The organism is Streptomyces sp. NPDC032091 (genome assembly GCF_055580265.1).
Genome location: NZ_JBVILR010000031.1, coordinates 1 through 21,804 on the forward strand (window position 1 = coordinate 1; position 21,804 = coordinate 21,804).

Below are 21,804 nucleotides of genomic sequence, written 5' to 3' on the forward strand. Positions count from 1 at the left end.
AACCACCCCGGCCACACCAACCCGCGCCCGGGAAAACCGCACCAACCCCACCCACACACCCCGCCACACCCCCACACCCACCACCACACCACCCCAACACGGCGACTCCGCCTTGTGGGACGCAGCCCGACCCCGGTACGAATTGTCAAAGAATTCCGAGAGGTCGAATAATCTCCTGTTGGCTCAAGTTGGAGGACGGATAATACGGGCCGCCGCAAAGCGAAGCGGCGCATGCACTTCCACATTAAAAACGACAGAATAATCCCGAATATATTCGACCCCTGAAATGTAAGCTTCATCAGATGACGCTGGAGGTCCAGGCCGCTGACCAGCCGAGCCGAATATGGCGAACGACATTACACCGTCTCGCGGGTCCCAGCTTGGCCTATACCAAACTCCATCCATTCCGGCGTCGTGCCAGGCAATCGCCCAAGTTCGGGTTATGTCATACGGCGTAGACGAGCTCATTTCCGAGCCCCTGACGCCGAAGCGGGTCTCCGCGCCGGTGATCAAACTTGCAGGGCTGTACGATCGATCGAGAGGCAATCGAGTTACCTCGCAACTGGCGAATGCCTCACGCGGAAGGACTCTCGCGTTCATCAACCTAGGTCCATGCCGCTCTCGCAGAGTCGTCAGAGCGTTCGTAGCTACATAACAGGTGCCTAGGTCGCGCTCCTTTGGCAGGTCGAACCTCCCCCCGTCTCCCTTTTCCGGTGGATAGGGCGAGAAATACCATGGACCGTTTGTCACCGAATGAGAGCGATATACTTTAGTCGACTCCGGCACAAGATCGGTTGGGAAATCTGTCAGATCTTGTCCAGCGTATGCCCTCTGAAGAGGGCCGGATCGTTCAGCAAATGACTCAAGTTGACTTTTCCAAGAGGAGTCATCAAATCCCATAGGGAAATAACGAGTCAATGATGCCATCTCCACTCGAGATCGTGGACTTCGGCTGCGAGCTCCTTCACTGGATTACCTGCCTGAAGCCACTCCCACGGCGACATTCCGTGCAGGCTATCGTCCACCCTCGTGGCAGCCCATGTCGCTATCGTCCACGGGTTTCCGCCCGCCCCCCTTAGCCTGCGCAGTATTTCGGGCCAACCGTTCACAAGGCCGCCACTATCAAATTGGCGAGTTGGGTAGATAAATTCACCATCGCTAGTTGGGAGGGCAAGAATACTGCCATCTTCCCATATCAATGCATGCAAGGTGTCAGCGCTAATTCCGAGGAGCTGGCAGACGCCAGCGCCGTCGTAAAATGGACCTACGACTTCGTTCCAGACTTCGATGGAGTCGTGCCGAGTATCGTTCAATCTTGGGTCAGGCATGTGATCATCTCTGATGATTTCTAGACATGCAACCGAGTGGCTGGGGGCAACTCGCGGCTGGCTGCCCAGGGCCTCCAATTCAAGCATTGCATGGAGGGGCGAACGCGGCAGTCTTCAGCCGAGGGGCGCCCAGATCCGTCTGGGCGGCGCTAGCGAAATGCGGCGCTTGCGCGAGCAGCCGGCCGTGGCGAAGGGCCACTTGCTGCCGATAGCTGGTTGAAGGCTGTCCAACTCCTCGGCGGGCAAGGCTCTCAGTCCCGGGCTGATTCAGAGGACCACACGCTGGGTACAAGGGAGGGCTTTCGGTGCGCGATCTGGTGCTCGCCCTTCGTGCAGCCTTGGAAGGGGCCGGTGGAGGATCGCAGTTCGCGGATGCAGGGGTCGTAGTGGTCGCGGTGCCAGGTGCTGGGCCCGGTGTATCCGCAGGTGGCGGGGTCGGTGAGTTCCTGCCAGGCCAGCCAGAGGGCGTGGAGGCGGGCGATGGCGACGGGGTGTTCTGTCCACAGGTGGCACCAGCGGGCGTCGGCAGAAGCCTCATCGAGGTATCCCGGGACGAGGACGCCTTCCACCCACTCGACCAGTGCGCGTAGCTCGTCGCCGTATTCGACGGGGTCGAAGAGGAGGATGAACGGTGGGTACTCCCACTCCTCCTCAGCACCCTCGCCTCGGGTGGTGTCCTCGTCCGGCGGGTCTTGCTCTTCGCGGTCGGTGGCGGGCGTTTGCGCGAGCGCCTTGACCGTGGCGGTCAGTGCGCGGACCTGGGCCTTGAGGTCTTCGAGGTCCTCGGTCACCGTGCTCGTGGCGGTGGGGCTATCGGACACGGCGTGCCGCCTTCTGCTCCTCGTAGGCGGCGACCGCCCTCTTGGTGATGGACATCTCTTCTGCGTCCTTCTCCGAGCCGATGTGCCGCATGCTCTCCTCCTGGTACCAGGGGCGGAGTTGAATCTGGGCGATCGGCATGCCCGTGGCCAGGAGGAGGGCGCTGCCCTTGGGCATCGCGCGGATCTCGGCGGGGTCGAGGATCTGTTCGCGCTGCTCGCCGATGGAGGTGGATCCGCCGTCGCGGCTCTTGGAGTAGGAGCCGCGGTGGACGGTGTGCTGGCCTACGAGGGTGGCGATGTCGGCGACGAACTTCGGGTCGTCGACGCCGGCGCCGATGAGCTTCTTGGTGGCCGCGCCCCACATGGCGTCCATGCCGACCTCGCCCCAGGCCTTCACTCCCTGGCGGTAGCTCTGGAGGATCACGTACAGGTTGATGCCTCGGCTGCCGAGGTGGCTGAACAGGTCGGGGAGGTCTTTGATGAGGCAGATGTTCGCGGCTTCGTCCAGGACGGACCGCATCGGTTCGGGGAGCCGGCCGCCGTGGCGCTCGCCGGCTTCGGCGGCCGCGGTGAAGACGGCGTCGGCCAGTGCGGCCACGATGGAGGAGGCCGGGCCGCCCTTCTTCGACATCAGGTAGAGGGTGTCCTTGGAGAGGGCGAAGGCTTCTGGGTCGAATCGGGGGCGGTCCGGGTCGGGGGTGACCCAGGCCAGGACCCTTTCGTCGCGTAGGCCGGACAGCGCCGTGCGGGCGTTCTGGAAGATCCCGCTCTGGGTCTCTTCGGCGATGTTGATGCTGGCGTCGACCTGTTCGGCGAGCACCGGTTCGTGGCGGTAGAGGATCCGCAGGGGTGCCTTCTCTGCCGGGTTGGCGACCCAGGACAGGACGTCCTTGATGCTGGCGCCGTCGTGGTAGGCGGCGCGGAACAGCCCTACCAGGAGGTCGTTGGCGGACTGGGACCAGAAGGGGTCGGCGCCTTCGCTGGTGATCTGGGCGATGAAGTGGGAGGCGAGGCGTTCGGCGCGTTCGAGGGTTTCGGCTTCGGCGAGCATGTCCCACCACATGGCGCGCTCGACGCGGGCGACGCCTTGGGTGTCCAGGGCCCAGATGTTTCCCGTGCGGCCGCGTGAGGCGAGGGTGGCCGCGTAGACGTCGGCTTTGTTGGAGGTCATCAGCAGGGATGCGGGCGCTTCTTCGGCGATGGGGATCGCCAGGGATGTGCTCTTGCCGGCGCGGGGGGCCATGATCGCGACGAAGGTGTCCTCGTCGCTGCCGCGCAGTTCGATGCGGCTGGGGATGTGGTCGCCGAGGAGGACGCCCCGGTCAGCGGGGGCGATCTCCTTGGGCGGGGTGCCCTTGAGGGAGGCGCGCAGGCGGGCGGCGGTGCGGGCGGCGGGGAGGGGGGTGAGGTCGCGGACTTGGTGGAGGGTGGCCATGTCGCGCGGGTGGTGGAACCAGCGGAGGCCGAGCTTGGTGCCCCACACGAGTACGGCAATGACGACCAGGTCGAAGAGGAAGGCGCCGATCCCGGCGGCGATCGGCGAGGGTGCCCAGACGGAGGACCAGTCGCGGACCATCCGCAGGACGGTGTAGGCGCTGAGGTCGGTCTCGACGGGCTCGACCGTGGCGAGCGTGCCGAGGGCGGCTCCGGTCCAGGTCGCGGCGGACAGGACGACCAGGCCGCCGACGGCACACCCTCCGGCGACCCAGTTGCGGTCGGAGTCGGTCAGCATCAGCGTGTGGGGCCATTCTGGTAGTCGGTGTGGTAGAGCCGCGATTCGGTGGCGGTCAGCTCCATCGCGACCGCGATGCCGGGGCGGGAGCCGATTTTCAGCAGGTACTTGCCGCGGCCGGGGTGTACCGCGTCGCCCGCGTCGAGGCCGGTGCTGGTGGCGGAGGACCAGGAGCTGATGATGGCCCGCTCCTGTTCGGTGAGCTGGCGTTTGCCGGTGACGCGGGCCAGTTCTTCGTCGGTGGAGGCGCCGAGGACCCAGGTGTCGCACCGGTCCATCAGGCCCCTGGCTTTCGCGCGGTCCTCCTCGGTGGGCAGGGATTCGACGTCTTGGGTGGAGTGGGTGACGTAGATGGTGACGTCTCCGTCGCCGCGGGAGAGGCGGCCGATGGAGTCCATGGAGTCGACGAGGCCGGGGCCGGCCCTCAGGGCCCGCCACATCTCGTCCATGTCGAGGACCAGGCGGCGCTGCATGAGACCGGTGGAGCGGGCCGAGTCGATGGAGCTGTAGGTGTAGGCCCAGGTGGCGATCATGCCTGCGGAGAGGGTGTCGGCGCCCCGTGCGCGCAGGGCGGAGATGTCCACCGAGACGGCTGGGCTGTTGAGGTCGAGGGCGACGGTGGTCGGTCCGTCGAAGAGGCCCTTGAGGGGGCCGCCGCACAGGTTGTCCAGGCCGGCGATGACGGAGCGGGCGAGGTCCTGGTAAGTGGCGTCGTGCGCGGCCAGACGGTTGCGGATGGGTTCGGGGGCCTGGCGCAGGACGGCGATGACGTCGGGGACGATCGGGTCCTCGCCGGGGCAGGCGTCGGCGGCGAGCTGGACGGCGCAGGTGAGGGCGGAGCGTTGGACCTCGTCGGCACCCCGGCCCAGGCCGTGCTTGGTGGCGAGGAGTGCGCCGAGGGTTTCGAGGCGGCGTGCGCTCAGGACGTCGAGGAGGGTGTTGCGCCGTTCGGTCGGTAGGGAGCGGACGACGTTCTTGAGGGGGCCGGAGTCGAGGGGGTTGAGGCGGCCGGTGCCGTCGCCGATGCGTACGACGCTGCCGCCGAGCTGCCGGACGAGTTGGGTGTACTCGCCCTTGACGTCGCCGGGGATGACCGGCATGAAGCCGAGCGCCGCGTAGACCAGGAGGATGCGCTTGACCAGGGCGGACTTGCCCGCGCCGGGCTGGGACATCACCCACATGTTCGGGTTGGTGGTGAGTTTTCCGACCCAGTCGGCGGGGTCGATGCACACGAGCTCGCCGGTGAGCATGTCCCGTCCGACGGGGACCCCGCGGGCGGGGAGTCCGGCGCCGAGGAGGAAGGGGTAGACGCCGGCCGCCTGGGTGGACGGGCCGGTGTAGACGGTGCCGGTGTCCTCCGCCGGTGCGCGGCCGCTGAACCGGCCGCCCCAGCCCAGGCGCGGGGCGTACAGGCGGCGCTGGCGGTTGCGTTCGGCGACCTCGGCGCGGCGCTGGGCGGGGTCCTCGGGTGGTGCGGTGACCTGGCGCGGGGTGAGGATCTTGGGGGGCTTGGCCATGGCCGGCTCACTTGACCAGGGGGTTGTAGCCGAGGGGGAGGCCTGCGGCGAAGATCGCGCCTTGTGCGCCGTAGGCGGTGCGCATCCGCAGGGCCCGGGTCGCCTTGACGGCCCGGTCGAGTTCCTGGCGTGCGGCCGGCAGGTCGGCGGCGGTACGGGCGGTGACGGTCGCCATCAGGGTCCAGTCGACTACCTGGGCGCCGGAGGCGGCTTGGGCGGCGGCCTTCTCGGCCTTGGCGTAGTCGGCCTTCTGGGACCAGCGCGCGCGGCCCTTGACCTGGGCCGTGGTCTTGGCGGCCTGGTCGGCGTTGCTGATCTCGCGCTCCAGTACCGCTTCGCCTTCCTCCGGGTCCAGGACCCGGTAGGCGAGGGTGACGCGGCGCTGGAAGCGGCCCGGGGAGAGGAGGGGGAGGAGGGTGCTGTAGGAGATGGGGCGCTTGGGCATCTCGCGCAGGACCCAGGAGATGGAGACCGAGCCGTCGTGGGCGTACTGCTCGAATCCCTCGTCGGCGGCCATGGGTCCGCACTCGCCCCAGGTGAGGGTGGCGAACTCTTCCTCGCGGGCGAAGAAGGAGGCGGGGTCGTAGGCGGAGCGGACCAGGCGGCGAAGGTCGGTGGCGGTGGCTCGGCGGATGACGTCGGTGCCGGTGCCGGAGAGGTCCAGGGAGTCGACGACGCGCAGGGTTTCGGCGACCTGTTCGGCCAGGTCGGCCGGCGGTGTCGCGGTCGCGTTGGGGTCGACGACGACGCTCATCCACGGGGCGACCGATGCGGTGGCCCGGGGCGCGGTCTTGACCAGTTCGTCGACGAGCGCCTGGGCGATGGCGGGTGCGTCCGGGGAGCGGCGGGCGGCGATGTCGTCGCCGAGGGCTTCGCCCGCGCCGGGGGTGATCTGGATGGTGACCGAGGCGCCCTTGATCTGCTCGTCGGTGCTCATCGCATCGAGAACGGAGCCCCAGGTGCGCAGGTTGGAGCGCACGGCGGCGGTGGGGGCCATGAGGCTGCCGCCGGGGGCCAGGAGGGTGGAGACGGTCATGAGGCCGGTGCGCCGGTCGTGGACGACTCCGACTTCGCGGCCGGTGGTGGGGTCCTGCGCCTGGATCAGTGTGGTGGAGGCGGCCACGCCCGGCAGGTCCAGCGAGTAGGGCAGTTCGAGCAGGACCTTGCGGTAGTTCGTCGCCTCCGCGCGGGCGGCGACCTTCCACGCGATCTTGGCGCGGTAGTAGGCGAGGGCGGGCATGCCGTGTCGGCGGGCCGCGGTGAGGCCGAGCCCGATGAAGGTGGCGGGCAGGGTCACCCACAGGCTCATCGGCCAGTTCGTGGCCATCAGCCCGTCGAAGGCCAGGACCGCGGTGCCGAGCATGGTGGCGTTCTTCGACAGGTTGCCCGCGCCGTGGGAACGCCGGGTGCGAAAGCCTTCGACCCGCAGTCCGCTCGGTGTTTCGGTGGTGGTCACGTGTGGTTGCCCCCGTCTCCCATGGTCGATGCGGCGTCCTGTACGGCGTCGTTGACGCCGTCGAGTACCTGGAAGGCCAGGGCGAGGCCCCCGGTGCCGGCCGCGGCTACGCCGGTGGCGGCCAGGCCCGTCGCGGCTTCGGTGCCACCCACTCCGGCGCCGACTACCGCGTCGGGGCCGCCCTGAGCGGGTACTTGGGGGCCGGTGCGTGAGGTCTGGTCCAGGGCGTCCTGCCCTGCTTCTCCGGTGTCTTGCTGGGTTTGCGGCCCCATGGACTTCTCCAGGTACTGGGACTGGGCGACGACGTCCGTCCCGCCGTCCCCGCCTCCGCCGCCGGGGCCGCTGGGGTCGGGGCCGGGGCCGCCGCCGTCGTTGCCCCCCTTGCCGCCGAGGTAGGAGCCGGCCATGTTGGCGGCGGCGCCGAGAGCGCCGCCGCTGTTCAGGCCCGCCCCGATCTCTGCCCCGAGCGGGGCGAAGAGCTTGGTCAGCGGGCCGGGTGCGATCACGGCGAGGCAGAGGGTGGCCACGCCCCGCAGCCATTCCACGACCGTGTGGGCGCGGCCGAACTCGCCGAACCCCGTGCAGATGATCACGGCAATGATGGGCTTGTAGGCGATGACGGTGCAGATGGACGTCACCAGCTTCGGCGTCCAGCTGCGCGTCGACTCTCCACCCATCAGGCCTGCTCCCGCGATCGGCAGCAGCACGCACTGGATCGGGATCGCGGACTCCCTCAGGAAGATCAGGACCAGCTGCACCAGGCCGATGATCAGGAGGATCGAGACGATGCCGAACACCATCATCGGGTTCAGGACGGCCGCCGGCATCAGCACCTCGACGAGCCGCGTGAAGGTCTTGTCCTCGAAGGTGGCGTTGACGATTCCGGTCGTGAGTGCATCGCTGAGTTTCAGCAGCAGCACGACGACGGTCAGCCCGAGCCCGCTCAGCAGGGCGTTTTGGGTATAGCCGATGAGGACCCGGCCCCAGTCCTGTGCCTTGCCGGACAGGGCGGCCTTGCCGACGCTCCACATGGTGCCGAAGGCGGCGATCACCCAGCCCAGCCAGACGAGCATGCCGCTGAACTTCGCGTCCCGGTCGAAGAGTCCGGTGTCCGCGAGCTTGAGGCTCGGGCCCAGCAGAGCCAGGGTGAAGACGGTGCGCAGCAGCCACTTCACCACGTCCTCGGCGGAGCGCAGGACATCGCCGATGACGGAGTCCCAGACGCTCTGCCAGTACTCCTCCACCTTCTCTTCAACCTTGTCGCCGACCACGTCGCAGGCATCGCGGCCGGCGATGGCCGTGCCGATGACCCGTGCCGCGATTCCCAGGCTGGTGGCGCCGGTGACGACCTGGCATCCCACGTCCACGCTTTGGCTGAGCGCGCCGTCCTTCTTGGGCTTCGGGTCGTCTGCGGCAGCCGACGGCACGAGGGCCAGGGCCAGAAGGGCTGCGGCTGCCAGCAGGACGGCGACGAGCCGTTTCACGAGGCCTCCCGGATAGCCGTCCAGCCCGCCGGGCTGAACTCCGGGTCACCGGGGGCAACGATCGCCGGCTTGTCCTGCTCCTGCACGGCCCGGCTCGCCGTCTCGAAGGCGGCGACGGAGAGCTTCCAGTCCGTCTGTTCCCATCGCACGGCGGCCAGGCTGCGGGTGTAGGAGCCGCGCTCGGCCTTGGTCTCGCCCGCCTTGGTGGTCACGCGGGAGAGCAGCCAGACGCTGACCTCCGTGGGAGAGTGTTCGATGACCTTGTAGCCGATGACGTGGGCGCGGACGTAGGAGCCCTGGGGCAGCTCGCTGCCTGCGGGCAGTCCCCAGTCCTTGCGGAGCTTGGCGTCGCTCTCGCCGCCGGCCAGCTCCAGCCCTTCGCGGAGCCGGGTGCTGCGGTCGGCTGCGCTGAAGTAGGTCTCGTACAGGGCCAACTGCTCGTCCTTGTTGCTGTGGCCGGGCTGGACGAGCGTGCTGTTCGAGGCCACGAGCATGCCCAGGGCGCCTTCGAGCGTCTGCGGGAAGGAGACGTCCTTGCCGCGCACGTCGGAGCGGGCACCGCGGGGAAGCGTGGCCCACCGCTCCGGGTCGGTCCAGTCCCGGGGCGGCTCGTACGTCGGCACGGGCGAGGACGGTGCGGCGGCGGCCGCGCCGGGCTTGGCGGAGTCCTGCTCGGAGCCGGCGCTGCCGGAGAGCATCGAGTAGCCCGTCAGGCCCACCACGGCGAGGACGAGGACTAACACGGTGGGCATCATGTAGCGGTTCAGGCGGCCGTCGCGTGCCATGAGGTCAGGCCATGATCCCGTTGAGGATGCTGATCAGGGTTCCGGCGAGCAGGATCGCGAGGACACCGCCGCCCATCCACTTGAACGGTTCGCTCCCGCCCCCGTTGCGGGACTTGTCCGCCGTGGCGAGCTTGAAGACGCCGAAGCCGGCCGCGCCGACACCCGCGAGGACCAGGACGTAGAGGCCGTAGCCCAACAGCTCAGTCACGATGGGCGCCATACCGGGGATCGGCGTCGGCCTCGCAACCGGCAGGATCGGGCCCGGGGGCGGGGCGGCGAACAGGGCGGACTTGGGCATCGGTCAGTTCCCTTCGAGGTGGCGGCGCAGTCGGGCGGCGGCGGTCTGCACGGCTTTGTGGTCCAGGGCCTCGGCCGGGTCCTCGACCGTGCGCAGCACGGGCAGGTAGGGCAGGGTCGCGGTCCCGGCGAGCCGGGCGCCCAGGGCGCGGATCCGGAAGCGCGCGGCGGGAGGTGAGGGGGTCGGGGCCTCGGCGGTCAGGACCAGCCAGGGCCGGGGCATGCCAGCCGGCCAGGCGCGGACCATGCGCTCGACGCAGGCCGCGCCGTACACGGTGGTGTCAGCCACAACCACCGGCTGCACCCCCATGAGCAGCTGCTCCCCCGCCGCGGGGAAGTGGGCAATGCCCGGCTTGCCGTCGGCGAGCAGGTACGGCACGACGGCCATCGCCACCGAACAGCCATGCGCGCCGAACAGGGCGTAACGCCGCCGGGCCGCCTGAGGCCGTTCGGTCTCCGGACTCACAAGGTCGGTTGCCACACGCAACCTCCCCCCTTCGTCACCCGTTGCTAGTGCTGCTGTATGCAGTCAATAAGCTACGCAGAGTAGCGTTGTTGATCAGCAAAGCTGACACGGGGTCAACGGGCAGTCCGCTGATCAGGCACTCCGCAAAAGTGTGCGAGGGGAACCACCAGTGACCGGGTCAGCCGAAAGGGGGACTCGGTGAAGGTCGTATCCGGTGCGGTTCTGGTGGCGTTGGCACTCCCCGTAATCGTCCTGGTCCTGATCGCCGGGCTGGTCGCCGGCGTGGGAACGGACACGGCAGCCGCGAGCACGCTGCGCGGGGTGCCGCCGGAGTTCGAACCGTGGATCCTCAAAGCCGTGGCCGAGTGCGAGCACCCCGAGCTGAGCCCCGCGCTGATGGCCGCGCAGCTCCAGCAGGAGAGCGGCTTCAGCACCTCCCGCAAGACCATCTCCTACGCCGCCGCGAAGGGGCCGGCCCAGTTCATCGACGGCACGTGGGCGAAGTACCGCAACGACGCCGACGGCAACGGGAGAATGGACCCCTTCGACGTCGGCGACGCGGTGACCGCCCAGGGCCGCTACATGTGCTCCCTGATCGGCGACGCCAAGGCCTCCGGGATCGGCGGCGACGTCCGCTGCCTCGCGCTCGCCGGCTACAACGCCGGCTGGGGCGCCGTCCTGCGCTTCCACGGCGTCCCGCCCGAGTCCTGGGCCAACGGCCAGACGTACTGGTACGTCACCAACATCATGAAGATGATGAAGGACTACGAGGGAGCGCCCCTGCTCGCCGTGGGCGGCGGCGGCGCCGGCTCACAGGCGCTGCGCCGGGCGGCCGCCCGGATCGGCACCCCCTACGCCTATGGCGGCGGCGGCCCCGCCGGGCCGGGCCCGGGCTTCTGCGACGGCGGCAACGGGTACCTCGGCGGACGCTGCGCGGCCGCCTCCACCGTCGGGTTCGATTGCAGCAGCCTGGTCCAGTACGCCTACTGGCCCCACACCCAGCTCCCCCGCACCGCCGCCGCCCAGTACCAGGCCACGGCCCACCGGCCCGTCGCCCGCGGCGAACTCCGGCCCGGCGACCTCCTCTTCTGGGCACACCGCAACGGCTCCATCTACCACGTCGCCCTCTACGCGGGATCCGGCCGGGTACTCCACGCCCCCCGCACGGGCCGCCAGGTCGAGGTGGTCCCTCTCGACTCCGCCATGCCGGCCAGCGACTACCGCGGCGCGACCCGCGCTTGAAGCCACTCGGGTGGCACCGCAACCTGCGCCGACCTTGGACGGACCGTGTCCCAGGCGGGTAGACCCGCCGCGGTCAGTCGCCCATCTCAGCTGCCTCCAATTCTCTCCAAGTCCGCGTCGTCCTGGGAGATACGCGACCGATTCTCCGCGTCGGGCACGAGCACCGCAGCACTCCAACCGTGATGCCGACGCTCATAGGCGGCCCAACTGTGCTCAGCCAGGATGACCTGGAAAGTCCATGCCGCCGACTCAAACAACTCCAACATTTGCCGCTGCGCTTTCGCATGCAGATAAAGGAACGGCTCGTCCATAACGAGAATTACCGGTTCCGACCGCGCTTGCAGTTCTGCGAAAACAGCCAGGGCATAGAACCAAAAAGCCCCCTTCCCTAGCCCTTGATCCCCGAACCCCGCGCTCCATGAAATTTTTACGTCGTCCCCGTAGAAGGCGACGCTTGACATCACATCAGGCAGCATAACCGGTATGTTGGAAATCACAGTCCGAGCAGCCCATGGATCAACTCCGAGGAACTGGGCAATTCCCGAAACCGAGGACGGCTTCAGGCGGAATATCGGCTGGCTGTACGCCTCGGGGCCGAACGTCAGAACCCGATACGGCCGCGGAGGAAGGGGCACCCGTCGGCCATCGACCGTATATTCCAGCCAGCGCCCTCGGACACCCACGGCCGCCTTACGCAGTTCAGGATCGAACCAAGTGACTGCGCATGAAAGATCCCCGGGATTCTCCATCAGCAGGTTTGGCGAGGAAAGTGACCGCAAGAGGTGCAGGAGCTTCGTCTTACCTGAATTATTCATCCCGAATAGAAGGTTCAGCTTCGAAAGCTGAAGCACGCCGGGCTGTAGAATGTAGTGGCTTACCACCTCAAGGCTCTGGACCCAGCCGAAGGGCTGAGACTGCCCACCCTGCTCCAGGCGAGTTCGGTGTTCATGCAGGTCTTTCCAGCTGCGGAGCAGCGATGCGGAGAATGCACCACCCAAATTCGCGTCAACCAGTCGGCCACAGTTTGCGCAAAGCCAGATCCCATTGGAAATGTGCGACCGCTCCTCAGCCGACAGGCCGCCGGTCCCTCTGGGCCCTTGCCTGGCAGCGGCAAAGATGTGTGCGGCTGTGCCAGTATCGGCGACACCTTCCGGTCCCGTACCCGGCCCGATGGTCAGCGCCCCACACCTCGGGTTTGAGCAGCGAAACGCTGCGCGCTGTGCCAGGAGCCGTCGTGTCCGACCGTTGAAGTCGGCCTGTCCGCGCCCGCTGCCGCTCGCCGTTGTTGACACCGAGTCCCCCTCCTCTGCGGCTCCCCTGCCGCTGTGCAACTGTACGAACCCTGACCGACACCGAATTGCTGGCACGGGCTCGCCAAGGCGTTGCGGCAGACCAGAGTCGGGGCGCAGACGGGCATGATGCCCGGCATGAAGGCAGACGAGATCCTCAAGAAGGCCGAAGAGATCCAGGCCCTCCAGCTGGCCGCGAAGCAGGCGGCGATGGAGCCCCTCGCGGCAATCCTCGCCGAACGGATCAGGCTCACAAACGAGCTGGCCGCCACCGAGGCCCCGTACGGCAAGGCATACGCAGCAGCAGAAGCCGCAGGATGGTCCGCGCCCGAACTCGCCACACTCGGCGCCGCAGAACCCGCCCAGCGCCCCCCGACCAGGCGCCGTGCGGCTCGGAAGGCCGCAGCCGCTCCAGAGCCGGCCACCGCTTCGGGCATCCCTTCCCAGGCGCCCGTCAACGCCTGAGCCCTCCGGTTCACCCCCGCTGTTGAGGGGAGTCCGGGGGTCGTGTCGTACACCCATGAGGGCTGCGCGCTGCGCACTGGGCCGGTGCGGGCGTGGCAGTGCGGATAATCGCGCGCAGTACGGGCCCTCGGAAAGGTTCAGCGATGCAGGAGAACGGCACCATCTACGCCCTCGTCGACCCCCGCGAGCCCGAGGTCGTCCACTACGTCGGGCAGACCACGCGGCCGCTGTACGCGCAGCGCGCCGGGCTCCTGGCGGCCCCGCCCTTCCCCTCCATGCAGGATTGGTTCGATGAGCTTCAGGACGAGCGCGCCCGACCCGTCCTGAAGCCTCTGCGTACCGCCGTGCCTTGCGCCGCGCTAGGCGCTGCCCTGATGGAGGAAACCCGCCGGCACCGAGCGCACCCGCTGTTGCACGCCCCGAAGGACGCCAGGCCCTACCCGATCTCCTTTCGTCACGTAGAAGCGCATGCCGAGGCACTCAGGGACGCCGCCGCGGCCCTCGCCGCGTTCCCCACGGGCGCCAGGGAGCTGAATCACCTGGTGTGGGCGTGTCAGGTGTTCCTCGAAGACTGCGAGGACATCCCGCTACAGATCCCGTACGAAGGCGTCCAGCTGGATGTCGCCGAATCAGCGTGAACGTCTTGCCGTAGCCTGCGGGGCGCCTGGGACCTAGGCCTTCGTCGTGCCCCAGACCTCCCGCCGGCAGGCCTCCACGAACTGAGCCAGAGCCTCTTCGTACTTGTCCGTCCACTTCTCGAAGCGTTCCTCGGCGCGCACAACCACCGCGTCGTACATGGGCACGTGCGCTCCGGGTTCTACCTCCTCGTACTCCACGGGGTGGGCATCCAGGGCGCGGGCCAGCTGGGTGGCGTGGTAGGCGTCCTGCACTGCCGCGTCGCACACTCGGCGGGCCATGACGAACAGGTCGGAGGCGGACGTCAGCCGTACATCCTCCAGCGCCTTGTCGGCCTTGACCGCCAGCACACACAGCGCCCGGGGCAGGACCGCGATCAGGTCTGCCGTGTCCAACGGGTTGTACGGACGGAGCAGCTCCCGCACCTGCACCTCGCGGCTGGGACTCTGCGCGTGCCGCCGCGCCGCAGACACCAGAGCGTGAGCGGCCTTGACGAACTCCTGGTGGTCGAGGTGCTGGACCTGCCGATGCTGCGCAGCCCGGTCGTGCGCGGCCTTGACGTCCAGCTGCGCGCCGTCGTGCACGGCCTTCAGTTCCAGCTGCGCGCGCTGTTCGGCCAGGGTCAGAGCGGTCAGCTTCCGCGTGGCGCGCAGCTGGATCCCGCCCATGATCAGGGTGGTTACGATCGTGGCGACTGCGCTAACGATGAACGGAGTCGGGTTCATGTGGCGACAGTAGGGTCCACTCCTGATCCGGGTTGCGGAGTTGAGCTAGTTCAGAGCGTTCGGCCACTCTGCCCGCCTGCGTACGGGTCGATCTCGCCGTCAATCGCTGCTCCTGCCCGGCACGAAGCGGCCGGTCAGCCACGCGCGGCCGCCGTTGACAAGGGGCGGCAATCAGGATTCCCGGCCTCCACCCCTTGCTCGATGCACCAGCCCACCGGGCACCCCCGAACTGACGGCAGACCCTCCCGCCCGGCGGCGCGCAGGCCGTCCCGCGCTGGACCGCGCCGCCGGCCTGGCTGTCGGAAGCGGCGCCCGGCGGCAGAGCTAGATGTACGTCGGGACCTCCGGCGGGACCGGCCAGGCCGGAACGGCGCCGGCAAGTTCGGCCGCCGCACGGCTGTGGTGCAGCTCCGTGCAGCGGAGACCGCCGCCGGCGTGCCACTCCAGCGCCGGACGGACATCCGGGCCGTGCTCGGCGCAGGAGTCGGCCGGGACCATGCCGCCGCAGTCGTGGTGTTGGCAGACACATTCCTCGCCCGGGCCGACGTAGGGCACCCCGTGCCGGACCACCCCGCCCGCCGCCCTCTCCGCGGTGCCTCGCAGCATGGCTGGCCACGCCAGCGTCACCCGCAGTCCGCCCGCCCCCGAAGGGAACCGCTCGATCACCCGCACATCCCCCAGCACCGCCAGCGGCGCCGTGCCCGGCGCTGTGAGCCGACTCACCGACCCCCCGAACTCCCCTGCCGTCAGAGTGGCCAGTTCCTCGGCATCCTCATCGGTGAACCAGCCGGACAGCTGGTCCGCGTCGGCGACACCATCTGCCTTCTCAGCCAAGACCAGATGCGGGTCATCAAGCCGGAACCGGGACGTACGGCCGCGCCCGGCCCGGCCGTGCACAACCAGCGTGGCCGCCGGCATGGCCACGGGCACCTCGATCTTGTCGTGGGCCAGCAGCCACGCGACCACGGGCGCCCGGTCGAACTGCGGGTGCACGTCCGTACCGCCGGACGGGGCGGGGAAGTCCGCATGTCGGCGGCGCCAGCACGCCACCGCGGCCCGGCCCACCCCGGCCATCCTCGCCACCTCCGCCAACAGCACCCGGTCCCGGCCCGGGACCACCGGGTCCAGGGCCGCAAGCGGGGACCGGCTTCCCGGGCGGGCGGCGCGCACCGCCCACCAGTCCACCCAGGGGCGCGCGATGGGGAGCAGGGCGACGTCCTCGGCGTTGTACAGCGGGACCTTGGTGACGCCGCCGTGGTGCTTGTAGTCGATCTCCGCCGACCCGGTCGGCGCCAGCCAACCGAGACGGCCGGCGATCTGGTCGAAGTCCGCTCGACGGACACCGAGCCGGCGGGCGGCCTGCTCCGGGCCGAGGGGGACGTGCCGGTCAAGGAGGACCGGCAGATCCCGGCGGCGGGCGAGGGCGGCCACCTGGTCCGGGTGGACCTCAGGGAACTCGGTGTCCCCGCCGAGGCGGACCAGCAGACCCGCGCGAACGAGGTGGCCGACCGCCGCAGCCGTCACCCGCGGTCGGCACCGCAACGGCCTCCCCAAGGCCTCCGTCAGCCGGTCCGCCGCCACCCCGGCACCGATCGGCCCCCGCAGCGCCGCCCGCACCGCCTCCCGGCTGGCGGCCTCCACCACCGCCCGCGACCACAACCCCGGCCCGGCGTCCGCCGGCGGGACCAGACCCGAGCCGACCGCCCACCGCCAGGCGGCCAACGGCACCCGCAGCCGCCCCGCGGCCTGCCCCTCGTCGTAGCTCTCACGTACCGAACGCGCCATGAACCGCACTCCGATCGCACAATCAGCGGCCCGACCACCAGGCCGCGCCGGAAAGATGCCGAAAGATGCTGTTTCTTGTCAATAGCCCATATTTCGGGTCGAGTTCGGAGCACTCTCCACAAGCCGCCTACGCGTACGCGAGAGCCGGATTCACTCCTGCGAGGGACACGAAACGGAGGCCGGCACCCAGCGGCGCCAGCCCCCGAGAGACTGTTCGCCAGCGTGGGAGGGGCGGTCAGCCGACGGCTGCGGCCGGGCCCTCTCCGAAGGGCGGGACGTCTGCCGCGGTCACGTCCAGCCGAATCCGCTGGAACCTCAGCGGGTGACGGAAAACACCCAGGTCAACCGCCCGGTCGGCACTGACCTCCGCCACCACGTCCGGGCGGACAAGCACCACGTCCAGGACGTCGCGGCTCCCCCAGGTCGAGGTGAACCGCACCCCCTCGAAGGGATGCCCTGGGCCGGCTGCGACGAGGTGCTCGCCGACCTGGCGGGAGACGTCCGGGCGCAGCGGTACGGTCCGGCCGACGGCGCGCAGCCGGCCGTGCTCGTCGTGGCGGCCGAGGACAAGAAGCTGCGGGCGGGTCAGGGTGCCGGTCACCGCGCCGATGATCGCCTCCGTGCTGTCCCGCCTTCTGATCTTGGTCCACCCGCGGCAGCCGGGCAGATATTGGCTGGTCAGGGGTTTGATGACCAGGCCCTCGACGCCTGACACGTCGGTCCAGGTGTCCAGCCACTCCCGCGCCTTGGCCAGGTCCGTGGTCATCGGGACGAGCGTCCACGGGGCTGTCAGGGCGTAGTCGGTGAACAACTTCTCCAGTTCAGTCCTGCGGTCCCTGTAGGGCCGTCGCAGCAGTTCCTCGCCGTCCAGCTGCAAGAGGTCGAAGGCGACGAAGTAGGCCGGCCATCGGGCGGCCAGGGCCGGGGCGCCGCGGGCGCGCGCGGCGGCCCGGCGCTGCAAGGCCGTGAACGACAGTCGGCCCTCTTCGGTGTCCCAGACGAGCAGCTCGCCGTCGAGGACCAGGCCGTGCGGTAGCCGCTCGGCGGCCGCCACCAGGTCCGGCCACCGGTCCTGGACCAGCGCCCCGCGCCGGGTCTGCAACACCGCCCGCCCACCCGGGCCGGCCAGAGTGAACAAGATCGCGCGGTGCCCGTCGAGTTTCTGCTCGTAGGCCACCCCGGCCCGCAGCACCGCCGGGCGCGGCACGGCTTCAGCAGCCTGCGCCAGCATTGGCTCCACCGGCGGCCTCAACGTCACAGGGGCCTCCCTGGCTGTCTCCTTCTTCCAGGGTCGGGGGCGAACCCGGCGGAGACGACTTACTGACTCAACCGTCCCGGACCGGGCGTCTGCGGGCTCGGCGAGGCATTCGCGCGGTAATTCGAACACGTGTTTTAGTTAAGGGGTGAGACCACCGCTCCGCTTCCCCGAGGACCTGATCACCCTCCAACGGTCCTGGCAGCAGACCTACACCGAACTCGCGCAGACCGCCGCCGGGACCGGCACGACCGCCCTGCGGCGCCGCCTGATCGCCCTCTCGGCGCGCCTGTGCACCCACCCCTACTGGGCCGCCCCAGCCGGGCGGCGGGCCGGCACCGCCGACCTGCGCCGCGCCGCCCGCACCCCCACCGGCCCCGGCCCGAGCACCGGACGAGAGGCCGCAGCATGAGCCGCCCCATCGACCCCGCACCGCCACGACCCACGTCCGTCTCGACCGGGCCGTGCGTCCGGTGCCGCAGGCCCACCACGCGCTACGGAGCCGGCGCGAGCCCCTTGTGCACGGCATGCCAGCAAGCCCGGGCGGAGCGGCTCGCCCGCTCCTGACCGTGACTGCCTCCGCACCATCACCCGCAGAGATCACCCTCCTGCTGCCTGACGGCCAAGAGCTCCGGGTACGGCTCTACGAGCGCCTTCAGATGGACACCGGGACGTGGATGTACCGCGTCGGCGTCCCGCTGTGGCAGACCACCGAGGACGGCGGCGCGGAGCCGGCCGAGTACAGCACGTGGGTGACCTCCGCGCAGCTCCGCCCGATCCCCGGTATCCCCCTGGGCCAGGTCCCCACCCACCGCAACCCGACCGGTGCGGCGGCGCCCCCAGCGACGCCGTGGGTCTGGGTCCTGGACGGCCGTACCCGCGCCCGGGCCGCCACCGTCCACGCCGACGGATGCGCGCTCGCGACCGGCCGGGCGGTGCCGGTGAAGACGCTGGCCGCCCTGGACGCCCTCAGCCGGCCCGGGACGGTCGCGTGTACGGGATGCGACGCCGCCGAGACGCTCCTGCCGATCCTGGCCCACGGCCAGGCCGACGGGCACGAACCCGTCGAGTGAGCAGGACATACCGCCACCTCGTGGAGCCTCCGAGTACACCGCTGCGGCACGAGGACCGACCCGGCATCGGCTGACCCGGCCGATGCGTTCCCGGAGGATCTGCTCCGGCTCAAGCGCGAGCGGATCCAGACGTACAACCAGTGGCCTGCCCGACTGCAACCCGGTCGACGTCCATAGCCTCTGAGGGTCCCGGGGCCCGGCGGGCGGCTGCCTACTCCGAGGCCGGGAAGGCGACGGCCTCAGGGGCGATGGCGGGCGCATGCACCCGGACGGAGAGGTACTGCCCCAGGCTGGGAGCCAAGCGGCGGCTGATGGCGGCATGGACCCAGGCAGCGAAGTCCGACCACGCTGTGATCTTCACGTCCTGGGCGTCGAGCTGCTCGATCTCGCGGTACTGCACGTCCCGGTCGAGCTCCGCCACGACGGTCCGCAGGACGAGGGCCGGGTCGCCCGCGACGCGGTGCGCGGGGGCGGTGAGGGTGACGGAGACGTCGTAGGCGTGCCCGCGGTCGGGAGAGCAGGTGTGGGGGCCCGGCGCCGCGTCGGCACGGTGATACAGGTACGCGGTGAAGCCGTGTCCGCTGGTCAGTGTCGCTGCGTCCACCTCCGCGGTCTCTTCCAGGACGTGGTGGAGGAAGTGCAGGAGGACCGGGTCGATCAGGGTGCCGTCCGGACGGTGCATGGCCATATCTGCCATGGCGTACTGGGCCATGGCGACGACGTCCTCGCAGCTGCGGCACCCGTCGCGACCAGTGACCCTGACGGCCGGATGGGCGTCCATGAAGTGGTCGTAGAAGGCGATTTCATCTGCCCGGAGGTGGCTGCGGGCGTCGTCGAGGCCATGTTCCCACCACCGTCCGATGATGTCGTGGCATCGGCGGCAGGCTGCTAGCTCGGCGGGCACAGTCACCAAGACACCCTAACCACCTGGCTGGCTGCTGGCGTTGCCGCACCGGCGGGAACGCCAGCAGGGACGCTCTCGCGGGGACCCTTGGCAGAGTGGCGGTCAGGTCTGTCTGGTGCCGCCCTGGTGGAAAACTCCCGTGGGACTCCCGCCGGGCAAGGTCAAGTAGCTAGTGCCGACCTCGGGGGCAGCCCTCGCTAGCTTCCGTCGGATCGGCTTCCCGCAGCCGGAGATGATCTGCCGACAGGTGAGCAGCCTCGCCTTCCGCCGGATGGCCCCGACGTCGGGGTGGTGGACCGTGAGATGGGGCAGGCCGTGTCAACATCAGCCACAGAAGGTGCGCCCAATTCGGCCTGGACCGTGATCCCGGTGCACGGGTGCTACTCCGCACCACAGACGGTGTCAACCACTGTGCTGCTTGCCTTCGGCCTGGGCCCGATCCGGGGTGGCGTGGCCAATCGGCCTTTGGCACCCGCGAGCACCGGAGCAGAGCGGAGGGCGCAGCCAACCCGTGGAGTCCGCAGACGCCGGCTGGCATCAGGTTCTAAAGGAAAAGAGAGCGGTTCCGGAAAACCCACTCTGACCTGCTGCTTCCTTGGAGTCGATGTGTTGGCATCGACACATCTGGAGTTGAAAAGGTGTCAGCGGACACCACCAACGACACCTTTTTGTCCCAGTCCACTGGGCCAAAAAGGCGAAACTGCTGGTCAGGCAAGTCCAACTCTGTCCCGCCCGCGTTGGTTGGTGTTGCTACCGACACCAAAAGGCCACGCCGACAGGGAGAAAATGTCCCAGTCCAGTGGGACAACCCGCTACAGTGCATGACGACTTCCCCATGATCGAGGACGGGACCCACGCACATGGCGCGCCGCCAGACTCTTCGCCGAGCGTCCGGCTCACAGCCTCCGGTTATGCCCGTCTCCGACAGCGGGGCGGAGTTCAAGGAGACGCTGACAGAGAAGTTCGCCGACCTGATCGCGAAGACCCCGGTGCGGGGTCGGCCGGTGCAGCAGATGGACTTCAGCGTCCGCGTCACCCAGCGGGCGCCGCACGAGATGTACGGGACTGCCGGCTTCAGCGCGGTGAGCAACGAGTTCCTCTCCGAGGTGCTGGCCGTCCTGATCGCCCAGCACGGCATGTCCCCGATCCAGTCCGCGGTCCTGTGCTGGTGCATCGGCAAGCAGAAGGAGGGGTGGGTCAAGGCCACCCACAAGCTGATCGCCGAGCGCCTCGGTGTCGAGCGGGCCAACGTGACCCGGGCGGTCAACAAGCTGGAGGAATGGCACATGCTCCAGAAGGTCCGCTCCGGCGTGATCTTCGTGAACCCCCTGATCGGCTTCATGGGGAACGGTGACCGTCAGCAGGAGGTCCTGGGTAGGCTTCGGGAGGGCGCCCCGCAAGACGCATTTCCCAAGCTCAACGCGCCGCCGGCCCCGCGAAGTGTGCAGATGGAACTCGGTCAGGACCAGGAGGAGGCAGCATGCTGATCCAGGCGACCTTCGGACACGGAATGCTCCACAAGCTGGAGCTCTCCCGCGGCGCGCAGGACCTGCTGAGCGTGCTGATCGAGCTGCAGGAGCCGGGCGGCGAAGTACGGATGTCCCAGCAGGAGCTGGCCGCTCGGGTCGGCCTCGGGAAGAACGCCGCTTCCACGGCCATGGGTGCTCTGGTCGACCGGCACCTGGTGCTGCGGCCCGAGAACAGCTACCGCACCTACATCCTGCACCCGTACATCGCCGGCTACGAGACGCTCGAAGATCTCGCTGCGGCCGTGCAGGACGCCGCGCGCCGGATCCAGAACGGCACCCTCGGAGAGCCGTCGGCCCCCCGGTATGAGACCCCGCCGCCCAAGAGGCAGCACCGGGAACTCTGGGCCGTCAACAGCGCCTAAAGACTGCGGACTCCAGCCAGCGGCCGGACGGCCGCGAAATGCCAGTGCGGGCCGCCCCTGTTCGGGGCGGCCCGCACTGGCGTCGTGGGGCTCTGCTACTGGGCGCGTCGGTCGCGCTGGTTCGGGATCTTCTTCTCCGTGGTGGGCTCGGAGGGCTTGCGCTGGCCGGGGATGGTGGGGATGGCCCGCTGGTTGTCGTGGGTGTTGTCGTGCGTGTTGGAGTCCATGCCGGGGTCCTTCCGATGGATTGTGCTGACGGGTGCCGGGGCGGGTACCGACCGCCTTCCGACAAGAAAAATATTACGGCAAATACGGACATCTGCGGATGGTTTCGCGCGGTGTGTCGGCGGTGGCCACGGGTGGAGGTCACCGTCGGCTGGAGAAGGCGCGACGGGTGGTGTTGCGGAGTTCGGCGATGGCTTCGACGAGCACGGCACAAGCGCGTACCACCTCGGCGGCGGCTGCGGGAAGACGCGCGGCCGCCCCGAGGAGGAGGACGAGGGTGCCGATGGCGGCGAGCATGGTGGTGGCGTCCACGAAGTGGCTCCTTGGAGTGTGTACCAGTGGGTCAGACTCCCCAAGTGGGCCTTCGCGAGGGCGGTTTCGTCCCCCGGCAATCTCCGCTGCAGGGGGTCATTGCTGGTGGGGGCGAT

Annotated in this window: 23 protein-coding genes; 7 read left to right on the forward strand and 16 right to left on the reverse strand. The window is 69.2% G+C overall.

Annotated features, from left to right (window positions below; translation table 11 throughout):
• Positions 1 to 183 precede the first annotated feature (183 nt).
• The 9 genes from ACZ5NJ_RS33945 to ACZ5NJ_RS33985 form a co-directional block, all read right to left on the reverse strand.
• Complete coding sequence (locus tag ACZ5NJ_RS33945; protein WP_468770132.1) at positions 184 to 927, reverse strand: RES domain-containing protein; 744 nt, start codon at positions 925 to 927, stop codon at positions 184 to 186.
• A gap of 652 nt (positions 928 to 1,579) precedes the next feature.
• Positions 1,580 to 2,149 carry a DUF4913 domain-containing protein gene (locus ACZ5NJ_RS33950; protein ID WP_468770134.1) on the reverse strand — a complete coding sequence of 190 codons (570 nt, stop codon included), beginning with the start codon at positions 2,147 to 2,149 and terminating at the stop codon, positions 1,580 to 1,582.
• Positions 2,139 to 3,881 (reverse strand): type IV secretory system conjugative DNA transfer family protein, encoded by a 1,743-nt coding sequence (locus tag ACZ5NJ_RS33955; RefSeq protein WP_468770136.1) that lies wholly within the window; start codon positions 3,879 to 3,881, stop codon positions 2,139 to 2,141. The genes ACZ5NJ_RS33950 and ACZ5NJ_RS33955 overlap by 11 nt, the downstream gene beginning before the upstream one ends.
• Positions 3,881 to 5,398 (reverse strand): ATP-binding protein, encoded by a 1,518-nt coding sequence (locus tag ACZ5NJ_RS33960; RefSeq protein ID WP_468770138.1) that lies wholly within the window; start codon positions 5,396 to 5,398, stop codon positions 3,881 to 3,883. Before ACZ5NJ_RS33960 ends, ACZ5NJ_RS33955 begins: the two co-directional genes overlap by 1 nt.
• 7 nt (positions 5,399 to 5,405) lie before the next feature.
• Positions 5,406 to 6,854, reverse strand: a complete 1,449-nt coding sequence (locus ACZ5NJ_RS33965; protein WP_468770140.1) for an SCO6880 family protein — start codon at positions 6,852 to 6,854, stop codon at positions 5,406 to 5,408.
• Positions 6,851 to 8,338 (reverse strand): hypothetical protein, encoded by a 1,488-nt coding sequence (locus tag ACZ5NJ_RS33970; RefSeq protein ID WP_468770142.1) that lies wholly within the window; start codon positions 8,336 to 8,338, stop codon positions 6,851 to 6,853. The genes ACZ5NJ_RS33965 and ACZ5NJ_RS33970 overlap by 4 nt, the downstream gene beginning before the upstream one ends.
• A complete protein-coding gene (locus ACZ5NJ_RS33975) occupies positions 8,335 to 9,123 on the reverse strand; it encodes a DUF8175 domain-containg protein (RefSeq protein WP_468770144.1) in 789 nt (262 codons plus the stop codon). Before ACZ5NJ_RS33975 ends, ACZ5NJ_RS33970 begins: the two co-directional genes overlap by 4 nt.
• A gap of 4 nt (positions 9,124 to 9,127) precedes the next feature.
• On the reverse strand, positions 9,128 to 9,331 hold the full coding sequence (locus ACZ5NJ_RS33980) for a hypothetical protein (RefSeq protein WP_468770146.1): 204 nt from the start codon (positions 9,329 to 9,331) through the stop codon (positions 9,128 to 9,130).
• A gap of 93 nt (positions 9,332 to 9,424) precedes the next feature.
• The gene (locus ACZ5NJ_RS33985; RefSeq protein WP_468770147.1) at positions 9,425 to 9,901 is read right to left on the reverse strand and encodes a hypothetical protein; all 477 of its coding nucleotides are present in this window, start codon (positions 9,899 to 9,901) and stop codon (positions 9,425 to 9,427) included.
• Positions 9,902 to 10,084: 183 nt separating this feature from the next.
• On the opposite strand from ACZ5NJ_RS33985, the gene ACZ5NJ_RS33990 reads away from it, so the two are divergent.
• On the forward strand, positions 10,085 to 11,128 hold the full coding sequence (locus ACZ5NJ_RS33990; RefSeq protein ID WP_468770149.1) for a C40 family peptidase: 1,044 nt from the start codon (positions 10,085 to 10,087) through the stop codon (positions 11,126 to 11,128).
• 86 nt (positions 11,129 to 11,214) lie between these two features.
• On the opposite strand, the gene ACZ5NJ_RS33995 is transcribed toward ACZ5NJ_RS33990, so the two are convergent.
• Complete coding sequence (locus tag ACZ5NJ_RS33995; RefSeq protein ID WP_468770150.1) at positions 11,215 to 12,420, reverse strand: hypothetical protein; 1,206 nt, start codon at positions 12,418 to 12,420, stop codon at positions 11,215 to 11,217.
• Between the two features lie 135 nt (positions 12,421 to 12,555).
• On the opposite strand from ACZ5NJ_RS33995, the gene ACZ5NJ_RS34000 reads away from it, so the two are divergent.
• Positions 12,556 to 12,882 (forward strand): hypothetical protein, encoded by a 327-nt coding sequence (locus ACZ5NJ_RS34000; protein ID WP_468770152.1) that lies wholly within the window; start codon positions 12,556 to 12,558, stop codon positions 12,880 to 12,882.
• Between the two features lie 143 nt (positions 12,883 to 13,025).
• Positions 13,026 to 13,520 carry a hypothetical protein gene (locus ACZ5NJ_RS34005; RefSeq protein WP_468770153.1) on the forward strand — a complete coding sequence of 165 codons (495 nt, stop codon included), beginning with the start codon at positions 13,026 to 13,028 and terminating at the stop codon, positions 13,518 to 13,520.
• Positions 13,521 to 13,553: 33 nt separating this feature from the next.
• Here ACZ5NJ_RS34005 and ACZ5NJ_RS34010 read toward each other — a convergent pair whose 3' ends face one another.
• From ACZ5NJ_RS34010 to ACZ5NJ_RS34020, 3 genes are all read right to left on the reverse strand, one after another.
• The gene (locus ACZ5NJ_RS34010; protein ID WP_468770154.1) at positions 13,554 to 14,186 is read right to left on the reverse strand and encodes a hypothetical protein; all 633 of its coding nucleotides are present in this window, start codon (positions 14,184 to 14,186) and stop codon (positions 13,554 to 13,556) included.
• Between the two features lie 381 nt (positions 14,187 to 14,567).
• A complete protein-coding gene (locus ACZ5NJ_RS34015) occupies positions 14,568 to 16,028 on the reverse strand; it encodes a hypothetical protein (protein ID WP_468770155.1) in 1,461 nt (486 codons plus the stop codon).
• A gap of 235 nt (positions 16,029 to 16,263) precedes the next feature.
• Complete coding sequence (locus ACZ5NJ_RS34020; protein ID WP_468770157.1) at positions 16,264 to 17,286, reverse strand: ATP-dependent DNA ligase; 1,023 nt, start codon at positions 17,284 to 17,286, stop codon at positions 16,264 to 16,266.
• Between the two features lie 145 nt (positions 17,287 to 17,431).
• On the opposite strand from ACZ5NJ_RS34020, the gene ACZ5NJ_RS34025 reads away from it, so the two are divergent.
• On the forward strand, positions 17,432 to 17,695 hold the full coding sequence (locus tag ACZ5NJ_RS34025) for a hypothetical protein (protein WP_468770158.1): 264 nt from the start codon (positions 17,432 to 17,434) through the stop codon (positions 17,693 to 17,695).
• 157 nt (positions 17,696 to 17,852) lie between these two features.
• Positions 17,853 to 18,356 (forward strand): DUF6233 domain-containing protein, encoded by a 504-nt coding sequence (locus ACZ5NJ_RS34030; RefSeq protein ID WP_468770159.1) that lies wholly within the window; start codon positions 17,853 to 17,855, stop codon positions 18,354 to 18,356.
• A gap of 211 nt (positions 18,357 to 18,567) precedes the next feature.
• On the opposite strand, the gene ACZ5NJ_RS34035 is transcribed toward ACZ5NJ_RS34030, so the two are convergent.
• A complete protein-coding gene (locus ACZ5NJ_RS34035) occupies positions 18,568 to 19,266 on the reverse strand; it encodes a hypothetical protein (RefSeq protein ID WP_468770160.1) in 699 nt (232 codons plus the stop codon).
• Positions 19,267 to 20,171: 905 nt separating this feature from the next.
• Between ACZ5NJ_RS34035 and ACZ5NJ_RS34040 the strand changes: the two genes are divergently transcribed.
• Both ACZ5NJ_RS34040 and ACZ5NJ_RS34045 read left to right on the forward strand, forming a co-directional pair.
• Positions 20,172 to 20,747: a replication/maintenance protein RepL gene (locus tag ACZ5NJ_RS34040; RefSeq protein WP_468770162.1), complete on the forward strand. Its 576-nt coding sequence runs from the start codon at positions 20,172 to 20,174 to the stop codon at positions 20,745 to 20,747.
• Positions 20,741 to 21,151 (forward strand): hypothetical protein, encoded by a 411-nt coding sequence (locus ACZ5NJ_RS34045; protein ID WP_468770163.1) that lies wholly within the window; start codon positions 20,741 to 20,743, stop codon positions 21,149 to 21,151. The genes ACZ5NJ_RS34040 and ACZ5NJ_RS34045 overlap by 7 nt, the downstream gene beginning before the upstream one ends.
• Positions 21,152 to 21,246: 95 nt before the next feature.
• On the opposite strand, the gene ACZ5NJ_RS34050 is transcribed toward ACZ5NJ_RS34045, so the two are convergent.
• The gene (locus tag ACZ5NJ_RS34050; RefSeq protein ID WP_468770164.1) at positions 21,247 to 21,378 is read right to left on the reverse strand and encodes a hypothetical protein; all 132 of its coding nucleotides are present in this window, start codon (positions 21,376 to 21,378) and stop codon (positions 21,247 to 21,249) included.
• Between the two features lie 139 nt (positions 21,379 to 21,517).
• Positions 21,518 to 21,688 carry a hypothetical protein gene (locus tag ACZ5NJ_RS34055; protein WP_468770165.1) on the reverse strand — a complete coding sequence of 57 codons (171 nt, stop codon included), beginning with the start codon at positions 21,686 to 21,688 and terminating at the stop codon, positions 21,518 to 21,520.
• Positions 21,689 to 21,804: the final 116 nt, after the last annotated feature.

Coding starts and splice junctions, on each gene's coding strand:
- ACZ5NJ_RS33945 (WP_468770132.1), bottom strand. CDS start 927: ATGGCATCATTGACTCGTTATTTCCCTATGGGATTTGATGACTCCTCT.
- ACZ5NJ_RS33955 (WP_468770136.1), bottom strand. CDS start 3,881: ATGCTGACCGACTCCGACCGCAACTGGGTCGCCGGAGGGTGTGCCGTC.
- ACZ5NJ_RS33960 (WP_468770138.1), bottom strand. CDS start 5,398: ATGGCCAAGCCCCCCAAGATCCTCACCCCGCGCCAGGTCACCGCACCA.
- ACZ5NJ_RS33975 (WP_468770144.1), bottom strand. CDS start 9,123: ATGGCACGCGACGGCCGCCTGAACCGCTACATGATGCCCACCGTGTTA.
- ACZ5NJ_RS34000 (WP_468770152.1), top strand. CDS start 12,556: ATGAAGGCAGACGAGATCCTCAAGAAGGCCGAAGAGATCCAGGCCCTC.
- ACZ5NJ_RS34005 (WP_468770153.1), top strand. CDS start 13,026: ATGCAGGAGAACGGCACCATCTACGCCCTCGTCGACCCCCGCGAGCCC.
- ACZ5NJ_RS34010 (WP_468770154.1), bottom strand. CDS start 14,186: ATGGGCGGGATCCAGCTGCGCGCCACGCGGAAGCTGACCGCTCTGACC.
- ACZ5NJ_RS34015 (WP_468770155.1), bottom strand. CDS start 16,028: ATGGCGCGTTCGGTACGTGAGAGCTACGACGAGGGGCAGGCCGCGGGG.
- ACZ5NJ_RS34040 (WP_468770162.1), top strand. CDS start 20,172: ATGCCCGTCTCCGACAGCGGGGCGGAGTTCAAGGAGACGCTGACAGAG.
- ACZ5NJ_RS34045 (WP_468770163.1), top strand. CDS start 20,741: ATGCTGATCCAGGCGACCTTCGGACACGGAATGCTCCACAAGCTGGAG.
- ACZ5NJ_RS34050 (WP_468770164.1), bottom strand. CDS start 21,378: ATGGACTCCAACACGCACGACAACACCCACGACAACCAGCGGGCCATC.